Here is a 16,319-nt window from a genome sequence, read left to right on the forward strand (position 1 = left end):
CTGACCGCTGCCTGGGTGCGCATGGCCATGGGGGATGTCTTGGGGGATCCGGACCGCCGGCGAAAGACCGGTCACCAGCACGAGTCCGACGACGCCGCGATGCCTTTTCCCGCTCAGTTGCGACGTCTGCGGGTGCAACGCGGCCTGTCCCTCGCGGACCTCGCACGGCAGACGCACTACAGCAAGGGCTACCTCAGCAAGATCGAGACCGGCTCGAAGCGCGTCACCGTCGACGTCGCGCGGCGCTGCGACGACGTACTGCGGGCGGGCGGTGAACTTCTGCGGATGGTCCGGGAAACGGGTCCGCGCGGCAATGAGGACGGCGGGGGCGCACCGGGTGGCGCCGGTGCGCACGCCGGGTCGCAGGCGGACGGCGAGTGCCCCTACCGCGGCCTGCCCGCCTTCACCGCGCGGGAAGCGCGGTGGTTCTTCGGGCGGGAGCGGGCGACGGCCGAGCTGACCGAACGGGTCTTCGAGCGGGTCGGCCACGGGCCGCTGATGCTCCTCGCCCCGTCGGGCGCCGGCAAGTCCTCCCTGCTGAACGCCGGTCTCGTACCGGCGCTGCGGCGCGGCGACTTCCCGATGCCCGGCTCCGACACCTGGCCGGTGCTGCGGTTCACGCCCACCGCGCATCCGCTGGAGGAGCTGCTGGACTGCGCCGCGGAGGTCCTGGGCGGTGATCCGGGGCTCACCGCGGGAGAGGTGCGGGACCGGCCGGACGCGCTGCTCGAGGCCGTCCGGCGGCTGGCGGGCCCTCCCCCGGCGGACGGCCCGGCCCGGACGCCCCGGCCGCCTCGTCCGGTGCTGCTCGTCGACCAGTTCGAGGAGCTGTTCACCCTCTGCTGCGACGAGGACGAGCGGCGCGCATTCGTCCGGGTGCTCTGCGCGCTGGCGGGCGCGCGTCCCGAGCCGGACGGCTCCGCCCCGGACGGGCTCGCCCCGGACGGTCCCGATCCCGCTGCCCTCAACCCTGCCGTCGTGGTGCTCGGCGTACGGGCCGACTTCTCCGGGAACTGCGTGGACCTGCCGGAACTGGCGCCGGTCTTCACGGGAGGGCTGTTCGTCCTGCCCCCGATGTCCTTGGCGGAGCTGCGGGAGTCGATCACCCGGCCGGCGGAACTCGCCGGTCTCACCCTCGAACCGGGCCTGTTCCCGCTGCTGCTGCGCGACGTCGGCCTGCGCGACGATCCGCCCGACCTGACCCCCTCCGGGGTGCTCCCGCTGGTTTCCCACGCCCTGCTGGCCACCTGGCGCCAGCGTGAGGGCGCCACCCTGACCGTGGCCGGGTACGAGCGCACCGGCGGCATCCAGGGCGCGATCGCCCGTACCGCGGAGGAGGTGTTCACCCGCCTGTACCCGGCCGAACAGAACACGCTCCGCCGCGTCCTGGTGCGACTGGTGCACGTGGCCGACGGTACGGGGGCCACCCGGCGCCGGATGAGCCGTACCGCCCTGATGGAACAACTGGCCGACGCGGGCCCGGCCGCGGCCGCGCTCGACACCTTCGTCCGGGCCCGCCTGATCACCATGGACAGCGACAGCGTCGAGATCACCCACGAGGCGCTGCTGCACGCCTGGCCGCGGCTGCGCGGCTGGATCCGCGCCGACCGGGCCGGGCTCCTGATCCACCAGCAACTGGCCCACGCCGCCGCAGAATGGGAGCGCGAGGGCCGCGATCCGTCGGCGCTGCACCGCGGGACCCGGCTGGACACCGCGCGGGCCTGGGCCGACGAGCACGACGGCAGGAGCCGGCTCGGCTCCCTGGAGGCCGCCTTCCTGCGGGCGAGCCAGGAGGCGCACGACAGCCGGGAGCGGCAGGCCGGGCGCCAGGTGCGGCTGAGGCAGTGGATGCTGGCCACGCTCGTCGTCCTGCTGGTCCTCGCCGTGGGGGCCGGGGGCCTCGCCCACCAGCAGCGCGCGGGCGCCCTCGGCCAGGAGCGCGTCGCACGGTCGCGGGCGCTCGCCCTGCAGTCGGCGGCGCTGGCCTCGGGCCGGCCCGAGGCTTCGATGCTGCTCGCCGGGGAGGCGTACCGGGCGTCCGCGACGAGCGAGGCGCGCGGTGCTCTGCTGAGCACCCAGTCCCAGCCGTTCATCGCCCGCCTGGGCGGGCACGGCGGCCCGGTCAACGCGGTGGCCTTCGCGCCGGGCAACGACACGCTGGCGACGGCCGGTTCCGACGGGACGGTGATGCTGCGGCGGGTGTCCGACCGCCGGACGACGGCGACCTTCCGGCTGCCCGGCCGGGTGCGCGCGGTGGCCTTCAGCCCCGACGGCCGGATGCTCGCGGCCACGTCGACGGACGGGCCGGCCCGGCTCTGGGACACCGCCGGCGGTGGCGGCACGCAGCTCCCGGCGAGTACGGCGGGTGCCCGGGCCGTGGCCTTCGCACCCGACGGGCGGACCCTGGCCGTCGCCGGCGCCGACGGGACGATCGGGTTGTGGGACGCCGCCGGGGACCACGGCGCGATCGCCTCCCTCACCGGTCATACCGGGCGGGTCAACGCACTGGCGTACGCCGCCGACGGCCGGACGCTGGTGTCGGCCGGCGCCGACCGGACCGTACGGCTGTGGGACCCGGCGGAGGCGCGTCCGCAGGCCGTCCTCACCGGGCACACCGACGAGGTGCTGGGCGCGGCCTTCGCCCCGGACGGCCGTACGGTCGCCACCGGGGGCGTCGACCGCACCGTACGGCTCTGGGACGTGGCGGGCCGCAGGACGACCGCCACGCTCACCGGGCACAGCGACGACGTCAACGGTGTCGCCTACACGCCGGACGGAACGACGGTCGTCAGCGCGGGCGGCGACGGCACGACCCGGCTGTGGGACGTGGCCGGGGGCCGGGCGGCGGCGACGCTCGCCGGGCACACCGACTACGTCCTCGGGGTGGCCGTGGACAGCCGCGGCGCGGTGCTGGCCACCGCCGGGTTCGACCAGTCGGTGGTGCTGTGGGACCTGCGGGGCGGGGCGCTGACCTCACGGCCGTTCACGGAGATCTGGCACGCGGCGTACAGCCCGGACGGCAAGCGGCTGGCGACTGCGGAGGCCGATCACTCGGTGCGGCTGTGGGACGTTGCGGAGCGCCGGGTCCTGGCCACGTTCGCGGGGCACAGCGAGACGGTGTTCTCGGTGGCGTTCGCGCCCGACGGGCGGACGCTGGCCTCGGCCGGTTCCGACGGCGCCATCCGGCTCTGGGACACGGCGGACCGTGGGCGCTCGGCGGCCCTCACCGGGCAGGGCGGCACCGTCTTCGCGGTGGCCTTCTCCCCGGACGGACGGACGCTGGCCTCGGCCGGGTCGGACGGCACGGTGCGGCTGTGGGACGTGGCGGGGCGCCGTCCGCTCGCCGTCCTGGCCGGTCACACGGACTTCGCCAACGACGTGGTGTTCAGCCCCGACGGGGGCACCCTGGCGAGCGCCGGGGACGATCTGACGGTCCGGCTGTGGGACGTGGCGGGGCGCCGTCCGGTGACCGTGCTCACCGGCCACCGGGGTGCGGTGCGCGGTGTGGCCTTCAGCCCGGACGGCCGGACGCTGGCGAGCAGCGGCAACGACGGGACGGTACGGCTGTGGGACGCGCGGCGGCACCGCTTCGAGGCGGCGCTGTCCGGGCACACGGGCTCGGCGCGCGGGATCGCCTTCTCCCCCGACGGCCGGACCCTCGCGAGCAGCGGCAACGACCGTACGGTCCGGCTGTGGGACGTGGCCGGGCGCCGGGCGGTGGCGGCGCTGTCCGGTCACGCGAATGCGGTGTGGGGCGTCGTGTTCGCCCCGGACGGGCGGACGGTGGCCAGCAGCAGTACGGACGGCACCGTGCGGCTGTGGGACCTGGACGTCGGGGCGCGGCTGGCGGCGATCGGCCGACTGCGGGAGACGGCCGGCTCCGAGGGGCAGGACGGGGGTCCGCCCCTCGGGGTCAGGCGTTCGCGATGACGAGCAGGGTGCGGGCCGCGTCCGGGCCCGACAGACGGCAGCGGTGCGGGACTTCGCCCCGGTGGTGGGCGCTCTGGCCGGCGCGCAGGGTGAGCGGCTCCTCGCCCTCGACCTCCAGGACGATCTCGCCCTCCAGGACGTAGAGGAAGTCCTCGCCGGGGTGCTCGAACCAGCCGCGCTCGCCCCGGCCGGGCTCGAAGTGGTGCTCGTATGCCTCCATCAAGGTGCTGCGCCCGCCGGGGATGAGCACCTGGGCGACCTGCCCCGCGGTCTCGTCGACCCGGATGACCTGGGGGTCGCTCTCGTGGGTGACGGCACCGGGCCGGCCGGGCGGCCGCAGGAAGGTGCCCGGGGTGACGTCCAGGGCCTCGGCTATGCGGTAGATCGAGCTGAGGCTGGGCGTGGCGAGTCCGCGTTCCAGCTGGCTGAGGAAGGGCTGGGAGAGGCCCGATCGGGTGGCGAGCACGGCCATGGAGACGCCGCGCTGTTTGCGGCAGCCGCGGATCACCCGTCCGACCTCGATCGCTTCGGGCGTGGGTTCGGGGCGAGACACGCAGGTGAACGTACCTCATCGTGCATGCGGCGCCGGGGGGCCGCGACAGGTTTCGCACTGCCGCAACACTCCCTTCATAAGCGTAGTCAATTATTGACCTCACTTATCAGCGCGTCCGGAACGAGCTCCGGAACGAACTCCCGAACGAGCGAGGAGCCGCCCCGTGCACGCCACCCCCTCACCCCCCGGCCGGGGCCTCGCCGGACTCGGCCCGGCCCTGGGCACGGCCGGCGTCGTCCTCGCCCTCTGGTACCTGCTGGCCCACTCCGGCAGCGTGGCCCCGGGACTGCTCCCCACGCCCGGCCGGACCGCGGCCGCCCTGGCGGACAGCGCCCGCAGCGGCGCCCTGGCCGCCGACCTCGGGGCCAGCCTGAGCCGGGCCGGACAGGGCTTCGCGCTGGGCGCCGTCATCGGCAGCGCGCTCGGCTTCACCACCGGCTACCTGCCGGTGGTGTCCGCCGCCGTCACCCCGGTGGTGTCCTTCCTGCGGCCGATCCCGGCCATCGCGCTGGTCCCGCTCGCCACCGCCTGGTTCGGCATCGGCGAGAGCGCCAAGCGGCTGCTCATCGCCTACGCCGTGCTGCTCGCCGTCTGGCTGTACGTCCACGACGGGGTGTCCCGGGTGCCGGTCTCCCATCTGCGCGCGGCCCGGTCGCTGGGGGCCCCGCTGCGCCGCCGGTTCACCGAGGTACTGCTGCCCGCCGCCGCTCCCGCCGTGCTCGCGGCGCTGCGCTACGGGGCCTCGGTGGCCCTGCTCGCGCTGGTGGCGGCCGAACTCGGCGGTGCGGACAGCGGGTTGGCGTACCGGCTCCAGGTGGACGGCCAGTTCCTGCGGGTGGACCGGATGTTCGCGGGGCTGCTCGTACTCGGGCTGCTCGGGGTGACCGTGGACCTGGTCCTGGCCGCCGTGGGCCGCCGGTTCGTGCACTGGAGCGCGTCATGAGCCTGGGGGTACGACTGGAGGCGCTGTCGGCGGGGTACGGGAGCGCCGCCCCGGTGCTGGAGCTCACCGACCTGGAGTTCCCGCCGGGCTCCTTCACGGCGCTGCTCGGGCCCAGCGGGTGCGGCAAGTCCACGGTCCTGGGCCTGGTGGCGGGATTCGTCCGGCCCACCGCGGGACGGGTGACGGCGGGGTCCGAGCCGGTGCGCGGGCCCGGCCCGGAGCGGGGTGTCGTCTTCCAGCACTATGCGCTGTTCCCGTGGCGCACGGCCCGCGGCAACGTCGAGTTCGCCCTCAAGCGGCTCGGCCTGCCGCGTGCCGAGCGCCGCAGGCGCGCCCTCGCGGCGCTGGCCGAGGTGGGGCTCGCGGAGGGCGCGCAGAAGTACCCCGCCCAGCTCTCGGGCGGGATGCAGCAGCGGGTGGCGCTGGCCCGGGCGCTCGCCGCCGAACCCGAAGTGCTCTTGATGGACGAGCCGTTCGGGGCGCTGGACGCATTGACCCGGACCCGGATGCAGAGCCTGCTGCGGGAGCTGTGGCAGCGCCGCGGCACCACCGTCCTGTTCGTCACGCACGACATCGACGAGGCGCTGGCGCTGGCCGGACGCGTGATCGTCCTCGGCGGGAGCCCCGGGCGGGTGCTCGCCGACCACGCGGTGCCCGCCGGACCGCCCGATCCCGACCTGCGGGCCCTGATCGCACGCCACCTCGGTTCCGAATGAACCACGCCCCACGACCACGCCCCACGACCACGCCCCTGTCCAGGAAAGGACCGTTCACCTTGCTCAGATCCCGTGCGGTGGCCGCCGTACTGCTCGCCGCCCTGCTCACCCCGCTCGCCACGGCCTGCGCCGGCTCCCCGTCCGGTACGGCCACCGGCGGCCGCCCGGCCGTCACCCTCGCCGCGAGCGACTTCCTCGGTGGCGCCCCCGTCCACGTGGCCGAGGAGGGCGGCCTCTGGTCCACCGAGGGCGTCCGGGCCACCGTCACGACGCAACCCACCGGACGGGACGCCCTGAACGCCGTTCTCGGCGGCCAGGCCCAGCTGGGCGTTGTCGGCGATCTGCCCGCCGTGACGGCCGCGTTGGGCGGGCGCGAGCTGCGGGTCGTCGCCGACCTGTCCCGGTTCTCCGACTGGCGGCTGCTCACCCGGACCGACCGGCGGATCACCGGCTTCGCCGCGCTGAAGGGCCGCAGGGTCGGGGTCCCGCAGGGGACGAACGTGGAGTACGCCCTGTCGCGCATGCTCGCGTCGGTGCAGCTGACGGCGGCGGACGTGACGGTGGTCAACCTCGCCCCGAACCAGGTCACTTCGGCCCTGGCCCGCGGGGACATCGACGCCGGGGTCACCTTCCCCAGCTTCTACGACGCCGCGCGCACCGCCCTCGGCGGCTCCTACGCCGAGCTGCCCTTCACCGGCTACACGGCCAGGACCCTCCTCGTCGCCGGACCCTCCGCGACCGAGGAGAGCACCACCGCGGTAATGCGCACGCTGCTGCGCGCCCAGCGCGAGCTCGGCTCCGACCCGGCCCGTGCGCGCAAGGCCGTACTGACCCAGTCCAAGGGCGCGCTCCAAGCCGCCTACGTCGACGCCTACCAGCCGCGCTACACGTACGGCGCCACCCTCTCCCCCGAGCTGCTGGCGCAGTTGGAGGAGGAGGCGGCCTGGGCGAAGGCCGCCCAGAACCTGCCGGGCGCCGCCGACCGCGCCGCGCTGCTGGGGTACCTGAACCGCGGACCCCTGGCGGCGGCCGACCCGGCCGCCGTCACCGTCCGCTGAGACACGCCGACCCCTTTGCGCCCCGCCCGCCCCACCGCCACCGCCACCGCCACTCCAATTCCCCAGGAGATCTTCATGACCGTCGACCAGAACACCCTGCGCCGCCGCGGCGTCGGCCTGATCGCCCACGACCCCGAGCGCAGCCACGGCGGCCTGACCCTCTACACGCCGATCACCAGCGCCGGTGAGATCCACCTCGTCGACATCGAGGGCCGGCCGGTGCACACCTGGAACTCGCCCCACCCGCCCGGCCGTCAGGCCCAGCTCCTACCGGGCGGCAACCTCTTCTACGCGGCCAAGGACACCACCGGCCCGACCCTCTTCCCCATCTGGGACGTCTACCACGGCGGCATCTTCCAGGAGCTGGCCCCCGACTCCACGGTGCTCCGCGAGGTCCGGCACCCCTTCCACCACCACGACGCCTCGGTCCTGCGCAACGGCAACCTGCTCATCGGGGCGGTCGAGCCGCTGGCCCCGGCCGACGCCGCCCGGATCCGGGGCGGCATCCCCGGATCCGAGGCGCCCGGCGGGGTGATCTACGGGGACGTGGTGTACGAGCTGACCTGGGACGGGGAGATCGTGTGGCGCTGGGCCGCCATCGAGCACCTCGACCCGGAGGAGGTGCCGCTGAACCGGCACTTCGCCCGCAATCACTGGCCGATGGCCAACACCGTCAACGAGAGCGCCGACGGCTCGATCGTGGTGGGCTTCCGCAGCGCGTCCACCACCGTGTCGGTCGACCGCGCCGACGGGTCCGTGCGGTGGCGCATCGGCCCGGACGTGCTGGCCCAGCAGCACCACCCGCACGAACTGCCCGGCGGCACCCTGCTGGTCTTCGACAACGGCACCTACCGCGACACCACCTCGGTGCCGTACTCGCGGGTGCTGGAGCTCGACCCGCACACCGGCGAGGAGGTGTGGTCGTACAAGGACAACCCGCCGCAGAACTTCTTCAGCCCGTACATGTCCAGCGCGCAGCGTCTGCCGGGCGGGAACACCTTCGTGGCGGAAGGATCCTTCGGCCGGCTCTTCGAGGTCACTCCGGAGGGGGACGTCGTGTGGGAGTTCGTGGTGCCGCAGTTCCGGTCCTTCGGTGAGGGCGTGGGCCTGGAGTCGTCGGCGGGCGCCCAGAACTCGGTCTTCCGCGCCTACCGGTACGCCGCCGCGGAGATCCCCTGGCTCTGACGGACGCGAGTTGACGAAGTAACCGACAGGACTCGGCCATTCTTTGGCCGAAATTCCTTTGCAGAAAATGTTGTTGAGAACCCTCCGATGGCTAGTACGATTTACACCGAACATGTGCCCTTGGCAACCATCGACCCGGACCTCGACCATCCAGTTCTGCCGCCAAAGACACATGCCGCACTGCTGTTTGTTCACCGACACCGTCAGGTGCACGGCCGAGGTCACAAACCTTGACGGGCGGGATACGGACGGCGCACGCCACAGCGCGCCCTCCGTCCCCCGCCGGGCAACAACTAGGGGAGTATTTTTCGTGTCTCACATGCGCAAGATCGTCGTTGCAGCCATCGCCGTTTCCCTGACCACGGTCTCGATTACGGCCAGCGCTTCGGCAGACCCCTCCAAGGACTCGAAGGCCCAGGTCTCGGCCGCCGAGGCCGGCATCACCGGCACCTGGTACAACCAGCTCGGCTCGACCTTCATCGTGACCGCGGGCGCCGACGGCGCCCTGACCGGAACCTACGAGTCGGCCGTCGGCAACGCCGAGAGCCGCTACGTCCTGACCGGTCGTTACGACAGCGCCCCGGCCACCGACGGCAGCGGCACCGCCCTCGGTTGGACGGTGGCCTGGAAGAATAACTACCGCAACGCCCACTCCGCGACCACGTGGAGCGGCCAGTACGTCGGCGGCGCCGAGGCGAGGATCAACACCCAGTGGCTGCTGACCTCCGGCACCACCGAGGCCAACGCCTGGAAGTCCACGCTGGTCGGCCACGACACCTTCACCAAGGTGAAGCCGTCCGCCGCCTCCATCGACGCGGCGAAGAAGGCCGGCGTCAACAACGGCAACCCGCTCGACGCCGTTCAGCAGTAGTCGCGTCCCGGCACCGGCGGGTGCCGGGACGTCGGCCCGCACGCGTGCGGGCCGTCCGGAGGCGCGCCTTCGGACGGCCCGCCGTCCGCGGCCCCGCCCCGGGCGGCGTCCGCGCGGGACGCGGCTCACACAGGTGCTTCCCCGACCGGTATTCAGCGCGATCACCAGGGCTTGATACTTGAACGGGGGAAGGTGGAATTGACGTGATGTTGGCAATGCCCGTTGACAGTGTGGATCTGTTCGATCAGGGATACGCGCTCGACCCGTATCCGGCGATGGCGGCACTCCGGGAAAGCGAACCCGTGAAGTTCGACGAGAACACGGGACTTTGGCTGATCAGCCGATACGAAGACGTGCGGTCCATTCTGCTCGATCCGGAGAATTTCCTTCCGGACAATGCGATCGACGCGATCGGACGATTCTCGGTACAGACGCTGCGTGTCCTCGCGAGAGTCAAGTTCGACCTCCCGCAAACGCTTGCAAACAACGGCGCGGACAGCCACGCCGGCTATCGGCGCATCATGACCAAGCTGCTCAACGTCCAGGCCGTGAGCGCCTCGGTACCGATGGTCGAGAAGGTCGTGGCGGAGGCGCTCGACGACGTCGAGCGGCGGCTCGCCGCCGACGGCGCGTGCGATCTGGCGACGACCATCGCGCGGGACGTCCCCTTCCGGGTGATGCTGCGGCTGCTCGGTCTGGAATCGGCCATCGACGTGGACATCGACACCCTGGCCCGCTGGAGCGACGCCTCCCTGGAACTGTTCTGGGGGCGGCCGCGGGGCGAGCGGGAGGTGGCGCTGGCCCGCGAGGCCGCCGCGTTCTACTCCTGGCTCACCGACCTGGTCTCGCAGCCGGCACCCGAGGCGGGCACGCTGCTCGGCGCGCTCGGCGCGCACCGGCTGCCGGACGGGGAGCCGCTGGGCGTGACCCAGAAGGCGGCGGTGGTCTACTTCATGATCATCGCGGGTCAGATGACGACCACCCAGATGCTGAGCACCATGTACCGCAGGGCACTGCGGGAGCCCGGTCTGTGGCAGCGGTTCGCCGCCGAACCGGCGACCGTGGCGCCCTGGACCGAGGAGGTGCTGCGGCGGGATCCGCCGATCACCACCTGGCGCCGGGTCACCGGCCGACCGATGACCCTGTCCGGCGTGGAGCTCCCGGCGGGTGCGCCGCTGCTGCTGATGCTGTCGTCCACCGGCTCGGACACCGAGGTCTTCGAGAATCCCGAACAGCTCTGCCCGTACCGGTCCAACGTGCGCAAGCACCTGTCCTTCGGCATCGGGCGGCACCGCTGCTCCGGGGCCGAACTGGCCCGGATGGAGGCGGATGTGGTGATGCGGATGACGGCCGCCCGTCTGCCGGACCTGCGGCTCTCGGACGGGACCTCGCCGCGGATGCTGGCCCTGCTCTCGTTCCGCGCCCCGCTGCAGGTGCTGGTGGAGCGCGGCTGACCGGCCGTACGGGGCCGGCCGCCGCGGCGGCGGACCGGGTGCGCCTTCACAGCACCTCCCGCATGCCGTGGCGGCCGTCCAGCAGGAGGCTCCGTACCCGCCCGTGGTCGATCTTCCCGCTGGAGGTGTGGGGCAGCTCGTCGGCCTCGAAGAGCCGCCGGGGGCACTTCTGCCGCGACACGTGGGCCGAGGCCCGCTCGCGTACCTCCCCGAGGCCCAGACGGGCCCCGGGCCGCCATCTGACCACGGCGCACACCAGGTCGCCCCAGTGCTCGTCGGGCAGCCCGACGACGGCGGCCTCGGCGATCTCCTCCAGCCGGAGCAGGGCGGCGGTGACCTCCTCCGGGTACACGTTGAGCCCGCCGCTGATCAGCATCCCCTGCTTCCTGCCGACGAGGTGCAGATAGCCGCGCTCGTCGACGCGCCCGATGTCCCCGACGGTGAACCAGCCCTCGCCGTCGGGTGCTTCGACGTGGTCGGTGGACAGGTAGCGGGTGAAGAGCATGTCGCTGCGCACGTGGACCTGGCCGGGCTCGTTCACGCCGACCTCCTCGCCCGAGGGCGAGCGCAGCGAGAGCTCCACGCCGGCCACCGGCCTCCCGACCGACTCCCGCGGACCCTCGTCGTCGCCGTGGAGCACGGATACGAGGCTGAGTTCCGTCGAGCCGTAGAACTCCACGGCATCGGCGTTCGGGAAGAGGTCCGCGGCGGTCGCACGGCTGGCCGGTGACCATTTCGCGCCGACCGACAGCAGCGAGCGCACTCCGGGGAAGCGGCGTCCCGGCTGCCGGCGCGCGTGTTCGAGCAGTGCCTGGAACATGGTCGGCACGAGGTAGAGCCGGGTGACTCCGTCCCGCTCGACGTGGTCGAGTGCGCGTCCCGCGTCGAAGGCGGGCATGAGGCGGACGGTCGCGCCGGCGTTCAGCCCGTGCACCAGCCCGAAGAGGAAGTGCGAGTGCGCGAGCGAGCCGGGCAGCAGCACCGTGTCGCCGGTGCCGATGCCGAACTCGGCGGTGTAGCGGTCGAAGGTGCGCAGCCAGGAGCGGTGCGAGCGGACGACCCCCTTGGGCCGGCCGGTGCTCCCCGAGGTGAAGCCGACGTAGAAGGGCGCGCCGTGCGGCACCTCGGCGAAACCCTCAAGACGGTCGGGTTCCTGACGCTGCTCCTGGTACGGGCGCAGCCACGCTTCGAGGCCGCCTTCCGCCACCTGCACGAGGGCGGCCGGGGGCAGGAGCCGCGCGAGCGGCCCTTCGGCGCTCTCGCAGAACAGCCGGGCGGGAGGTGCATCGGAAAGGACCGCGGCCAGTTCGGCGGCGCTCCACGCGGGGTCGAGGACCATCACCGGGATGCCGGCGACGGCGGCTCCCAGGAAGATCCGCGGGAACTCCTCGCGGTTGCCCAGGAGTACGGCGACGCGTATCCCGGGGCCGGGAGCGGGGCCGAACTCGGCGCGCAGGGCCCGGGCGACGGCGAGCGCGCCGCGCCGCAGCGCGTCGTAGCTCCACCGCCGCCCGGCTGCGTCACCGATGGCGAGGGCGGCCCGGTCGGGTGACTGCGTGGCGTTCGAGAGGAACCCACCGGCGATCGTCATGACGGTCTCCCTCACTCGGCCCGGGCCGTTCGCGCGTCTCCGGGCAACTGCCTTACCAGGGGCTGTGCTTGACCACCACATCGATCGCCCGGTCGATCTCCGCCTCGGTCAGGTCGGCGCGCGAGGTGAGCCGGATGCGGGAGAACCGGTCGGGTACCGACGGCGGGCGGAAGCACGCCACCTTGAGGCCGTCGTCCAGGCAGTCCTGTGCCCACTGCGCGGTCAGCGCCGCGGAGGGCCCGCGTACGGACACCACCGCGGCCTGCGCCTCGGTCACCGGCAGTCCGGCGGCCGCCAGGCGTTCGGCGAGGGCCACCGCCACGGCGCGGGTCCGGGCCGGACGGTCCGGCTCGGCGCGCAGGACCCGCAGCGCCGCCAGGGCGCCGGCGGCGGAGGCGGGGGCGAGCCCGGTGTCGAACAGGAAGCTCCGGGCCATGTTCATGACGTGGTCGATCACCCGGCGGGGGCCGATCACCGCGCCGCCCTGGGCGCCCAGGGACTTCGACAGGGTGATGGTGGTGACGACGTCGGGAAGGCCGGCCAGCCCGGCGGCGGCGACCGCGCCCTCGCCCCGCTCGCCGATGACACCGAACCCGTGCGCGTCGTCGACGAGCAGGCCCGCGCCGTGGCGGCGGCAGGCGTCGAGGACGGCCCCGAGGTCGACGAGGTCGCCGTCGACCGAGAACACCGACTCGGTCACCGCCACTGCGCGCTGCTGTTCCCGTGCGGCGAGCACCCGCTCCAGTGCCTGCGGATCGGCGTGCTCGACGTCGACCACGTCCGCGCCCGACAGCCGGTAGCCGTCGATCAGGGAGGCGTGGTTGAACGCGTCGGAGGCGATCAGCGTGCCGGGGCGGGCCACTACGGTCACCGCGCCGAGGTTGGCCAGGTAACCGGAGGAGAAGACCAGTGCGGCCTCCGCCCCGCTGAACTCGGCCAGTTCGCGCTCCAGCTCGGCGTGCACCTCGGTGGTGCCGGTCGCCAGGCGGGAGCCGGTCGATCCCGCGCCCCAGGTCAGTGACGCGTCGGCCACCGCGCGGACCACGTCGGGGTGGCGGGTGAGGCCGAGGTAGTCGTTGCCGCCGAAATCGATCACGTTCGGCCGGGGGCCGCGGACCTGGATCCGGCGGGTGAGGCCCGCCCGGTCCCGGCGCCGCGTGCTGTCGTCGATCCACGCGAACACGTCGTGCGGATCGCTCTTTCGCTCTGCTGCCATCGCTTCGCTCCGAACCTATCCGGCGGGGCCGAGGACCAGGACGCCGTTGTGGCCGCCGAATCCGAAGGACTGGGTGAGGGCCGGCCCGGGCTGCCAGGTGCGGCCCTCGCCGGTGACCACGTCCACGGCGAGCGCCGGGTCGACGGTGGTGAGGCCGATGGTCGGCGGGATCCGTCCGTGCCGCATGGACAGCAGCACCGCGACGGCCTCCAGCGCACCGCCGGCGCCGAACGCGTGGCCGGTCGCCCCCTTGGTGGAAGTCACCGGCGGGCACTCGTCGAACACCGACAGGATGGCTCTGGTCTCCGCCTCGTCGTTGCGCAGGGTGCCCGTGCCGTGTGCGTTGATCTGCCGTACGTCCTGGGGGCGCACGCCCGCGTCCTCCAGGGCGAGGCGGATGCACCGGGCGGCGTCGCCGCCGCCGGGGGCGGGCATGGTGATGTCGTGGGCATCGGCCGTGCTGGCCGAGCCGAGGATCTCGCCGTGGATGGTGGCGCCGCGGGCCACCGCCGTGTCCCAGTCCTCCAGCACGAGCACCGCGGCGCCCTCGGCGATGGCGAAGCCGTCGCGTTCCGCGTCGAAGGGCCGGGTGCGGCCGGTGGAGGACAGGGCCCGCATGTTGGTGAACCCGGCGACAATGGTGGGCGTGATGGCGGCCTCGGTGCCTCCGGCGAGCATCCGGTCGCAGGTGCCGTCGGCGATCATCCGTGCGGCGTGCCCGATGGCGTGGGTGGCCGCGGCGCAGGCGGTCTCCAGGCTCTCGCACGGGCCCCGCCAGCCCTGGCGCATGGCGACCGTCGCCGCGGCGGCGTTGGCCATCATCATGGGCACGAGGAACGGGGAGACCCGCCGCCCGCCGCGCTCGTGGTGGATGACGCTCTGCCGTTCGAAGGTGCTGACGCCGGCGAGGGCCGTGGCGACGACGACCCCGCTGCGTTCGGCGTCGACCTCGGTGAGGCCTGCGTCGCGGTGGGCCATGTCGGCGGCCGCGACGGCGAACTGGGTGAACCGGTCGGTGTGCCGGGCCTCCCGGAGCTCCATCCAGGGCGACGGATCCCACTCCGCCAGTTCCCGGTGTCCGTCCGGGGGCGCCCGGAAGAGGCCTTCCCAGAAGGCTTCCGCCCCCGTGCCGCAGGCACTCACGACACCGATTCCGGTGACCGCGACGCGGCGTCCCCCGCTGCCCTTGCCGTTCATCACGCGACCAGCGAGAGGATCAGTCGGTGCAGGTCGTCGACGGTCCGGATCTCCTCCACGGACTCGTCGGGCACCGAGATGCCGAACTCTTCCTCGATGGCCATGACCAGCTCCACTTGGATGAGACTGCTGGCTCCGAGGTCCTCGGACAGGCTCGCGTCCGGGGTCACGGACTCGGGCTTGACCTGCAGGACGTCCACCGTGCAGGTGGTGAGGCGGTCGAAAACGTCGTCGTTAGCCACGGGTGGCCAACCTCCCCCAAAATGAAATGAATTGTTTGTGTTTCATACTGTTCCGGCTCCCGATCGGCCGTGTCGACGCCGGAAGGCCGGGAGTCTTCGAGGTCATACCTCGCGCACGGGCTCCGGCAGCGCGCCGACGGGCGCGTGCCCGGCCCGGTCCCTGTGCCCCGCGCGGACCCTCGGCAGGACGACGAGGGCCAGGGCGATCAGCTCCAGACACGCGCCCGCCCAGGCCAGGGCGGCCGGCGAGAGCCGGTCGAGCACGGCGCCGCCGACCGCGCCGCCCAGGGCCACGCCGAGGTACGACGCGGAACTGTTGACGGAAATGGCCACGCTCGGCGCCGTCGGCGCCAGGTCGAGCACGCGGTGGATGGCGGTGGGCGGTTCGGCCCAGTAGAGCGTGCCCCAGGCGACGGTCACCGCGAGGAACACCAGCCCCACGACCGTCGATCCGGAGGCGAACCAGCTCGCGAGCACGGCCAGCAGCACCATGGACACCACCACGCCCGACACCGCACCGGTGAAGGTGCGTTCGGCCCCGATGCGGTCGCTGAGCCGGCCGCCGACCGCATTGCCGAAGGCACCCGCCACACCGAACACCAGCAGGACGATGCTCACCATCGCGTCGTCCATGCCCGTCGTGGCTCGGGTGAAGGCGGCCAGGTAGGTGAAGACGGTGAAACAGCCCGCCACCGCGAACAGGTTGGCCAGGACGGACAGCAGGACCGGACGCTGCGCACCGATCCGCAGCCGGTCGCGCATGCTGATCACCGGCGGCTGCGGCACGGCGGGAAGCACCAGGAACAGCCCGATGAACACGGGCACGGCCAGCACCACGACCAGCGCCAAGGTGAGGCGCCAGCTGCCGAGTTGCCCGACCAGCGTACCTCCGGGCACCCCGAACGCGGTGGCCACGGTGAGCCCGCCGATGATCAGGGAGACCGCGCGGCCCCGGTACCGCTCCCCCGCGAGCGCGGTCGCGGTGGCCGCGGCCGTGTTCATGTAGAGGGCGGCGCTGATCCCGGCCAGGATCCGGGCCGCCATCAGTACCCCGTAGGTCGGCGCGAGGGCGCCCAGCACGTTGGCGAGCAGGAAGGCCAGCATCGAGCCGCGCAGCATGACCCGCCGGGACAGGCCGGCGGTCAGGGTCATCAGCACCGGGGCGCTGATCGCGTAGCTCAGGGCGAAGGCCGTGACGAGCTGTCCGGCCACCGGTTCGGACACGTCCAGTTCCCCGGCGATACGCGGAAGAATCCCACTGATGACAAAGCCGTCGGTGCCGACGGCAAAGGAGCCGATGGCGAGAAGCGCCAGAATCACCTTGTGGGGCATGACGCCTCCCGGGGACCCTGCGCGGGATCAC

The 16,319-nt window shown here is 73.2% G+C and carries 13 protein-coding genes; 7 read left to right on the forward strand and 6 right to left on the reverse strand.

The features are described 5' to 3' along the window. Positions 1 to 99 precede the first annotated feature (99 nt). On the forward strand, positions 100 to 3,930 hold the full coding sequence (locus IE257_RS32980) for an nSTAND1 domain-containing NTPase (RefSeq protein WP_229920798.1): 3,831 nt from the start codon (positions 100 to 102) through the stop codon (positions 3,928 to 3,930). Here IE257_RS32980 and IE257_RS32985 read toward each other — a convergent pair. Then, positions 3,914 to 4,483, reverse strand: coding sequence for a helix-turn-helix domain-containing protein (locus IE257_RS32985; RefSeq protein WP_189973515.1), 570 nt, complete (start codon positions 4,481 to 4,483; stop codon positions 3,914 to 3,916). The genes IE257_RS32980 and IE257_RS32985 overlap by 17 nt on opposite strands. A 163-nt stretch (positions 4,484 to 4,646) precedes the next feature. Between IE257_RS32985 and IE257_RS32990 the strand changes: the two genes are divergently transcribed. The 6 genes from IE257_RS32990 (at position 4,647) to IE257_RS33015 (ending at position 10,710) form a co-directional block, all read left to right on the forward strand. After that, complete coding sequence (locus IE257_RS32990) at positions 4,647 to 5,426, forward strand: ABC transporter permease (protein ID WP_189973516.1); 780 nt, start codon at positions 4,647 to 4,649, stop codon at positions 5,424 to 5,426. Next, entirely contained in the window at positions 5,423 to 6,142 is a 720-nt protein-coding gene (locus IE257_RS32995; protein ID WP_189973517.1) for an ABC transporter ATP-binding protein, read from the forward strand. The genes IE257_RS32990 and IE257_RS32995 overlap by 4 nt, the downstream gene beginning before the upstream one ends. A 59-nt stretch (positions 6,143 to 6,201) precedes the next feature. Then, positions 6,202 to 7,200 (forward strand): ABC transporter substrate-binding protein, encoded by a 999-nt coding sequence (locus IE257_RS33000; protein ID WP_229920799.1) that lies wholly within the window; start codon positions 6,202 to 6,204, stop codon positions 7,198 to 7,200. A gap of 75 nt (positions 7,201 to 7,275) precedes the next feature. Then, a complete protein-coding gene (locus IE257_RS33005) occupies positions 7,276 to 8,385 on the forward strand; it encodes an aryl-sulfate sulfotransferase (protein WP_189973519.1) in 1,110 nt (369 codons plus the stop codon). 319 nt (positions 8,386 to 8,704) lie between these two features. Beyond that, complete coding sequence (locus IE257_RS33010) at positions 8,705 to 9,256, forward strand: streptavidin (RefSeq protein ID WP_229920816.1); 552 nt, start codon at positions 8,705 to 8,707, stop codon at positions 9,254 to 9,256. A 521-nt stretch (positions 9,257 to 9,777) separates the two neighbouring features. Then, positions 9,778 to 10,710, forward strand: a complete 933-nt coding sequence (locus IE257_RS33015) for a cytochrome P450 (protein ID WP_229920800.1) — start codon at positions 9,778 to 9,780, stop codon at positions 10,708 to 10,710. Between the two features lie 46 nt (positions 10,711 to 10,756). On the opposite strand, the gene IE257_RS33020 is transcribed toward IE257_RS33015, so the two are convergent. The 5 genes from IE257_RS33020 to IE257_RS33040 form a co-directional block, all read right to left on the reverse strand. Continuing rightward, a complete protein-coding gene (locus tag IE257_RS33020; protein ID WP_189973521.1) occupies positions 10,757 to 12,301 on the reverse strand; it encodes an AMP-binding protein in 1,545 nt (514 codons plus the stop codon). A gap of 52 nt (positions 12,302 to 12,353) precedes the next feature. After that, positions 12,354 to 13,517 (reverse strand): 8-amino-7-oxononanoate synthase, encoded by a 1,164-nt coding sequence (locus tag IE257_RS33025; protein ID WP_189973522.1) that lies wholly within the window; start codon positions 13,515 to 13,517, stop codon positions 12,354 to 12,356. Between the two features lie 15 nt (positions 13,518 to 13,532). After that, complete coding sequence (locus IE257_RS33030) at positions 13,533 to 14,714, reverse strand: beta-ketoacyl-[acyl-carrier-protein] synthase family protein (RefSeq protein ID WP_189973634.1); 1,182 nt, start codon at positions 14,712 to 14,714, stop codon at positions 13,533 to 13,535. After that, the gene (gene acpP / locus IE257_RS33035; protein ID WP_189973523.1) at positions 14,714 to 14,956 is read right to left on the reverse strand and encodes an acyl carrier protein; all 243 of its coding nucleotides are present in this window, start codon (positions 14,954 to 14,956) and stop codon (positions 14,714 to 14,716) included. The genes IE257_RS33030 and acpP overlap by 1 nt, the downstream gene beginning before the upstream one ends. 102 nt (positions 14,957 to 15,058) lie before the next feature. Continuing rightward, a complete protein-coding gene (locus tag IE257_RS33040) occupies positions 15,059 to 16,288 on the reverse strand; it encodes an MFS transporter (protein ID WP_189973524.1) in 1,230 nt (409 codons plus the stop codon). Positions 16,289 to 16,319 lie beyond the last annotated feature (31 nt).

Origin of the sequence: Streptomyces avidinii, from assembly GCF_014650695.1 — a bacterium.
GTDB lineage: Bacteria > Actinomycetota > Actinomycetes > Streptomycetales > Streptomycetaceae > Streptomyces > Streptomyces avidinii.

Excerpts from the sequence above, each read along its gene's own strand:
- IE257_RS32980 (WP_229920798.1), top strand. The coding sequence starts at position 100 with ATGCCTTTTCCCGCTCAGTTGCGACGTCTGCGGGTGCAACGCGGCCTG.
- IE257_RS32995 (WP_189973517.1), top strand. The coding sequence starts at position 5,423 with ATGAGCCTGGGGGTACGACTGGAGGCGCTGTCGGCGGGGTACGGGAGC.
- IE257_RS33005 (WP_189973519.1), top strand. The coding sequence starts at position 7,276 with ATGACCGTCGACCAGAACACCCTGCGCCGCCGCGGCGTCGGCCTGATC.
- IE257_RS33010 (WP_229920816.1), top strand. The coding sequence starts at position 8,705 with ATGCGCAAGATCGTCGTTGCAGCCATCGCCGTTTCCCTGACCACGGTC.
- IE257_RS33015 (WP_229920800.1), top strand. The coding sequence starts at position 9,778 with ATGACCAAGCTGCTCAACGTCCAGGCCGTGAGCGCCTCGGTACCGATG.
- IE257_RS33020 (WP_189973521.1), bottom strand. The coding sequence starts at position 12,301 with ATGACGATCGCCGGTGGGTTCCTCTCGAACGCCACGCAGTCACCCGAC.
- IE257_RS33025 (WP_189973522.1), bottom strand. The coding sequence starts at position 13,517 with ATGGCAGCAGAGCGAAAGAGCGATCCGCACGACGTGTTCGCGTGGATC.
- IE257_RS33030 (WP_189973634.1), bottom strand. The coding sequence starts at position 14,714 with ATGAACGGCAAGGGCAGCGGGGGACGCCGCGTCGCGGTCACCGGAATC.
- IE257_RS33040 (WP_189973524.1), bottom strand. The coding sequence starts at position 16,288 with ATGCCCCACAAGGTGATTCTGGCGCTTCTCGCCATCGGCTCCTTTGCC.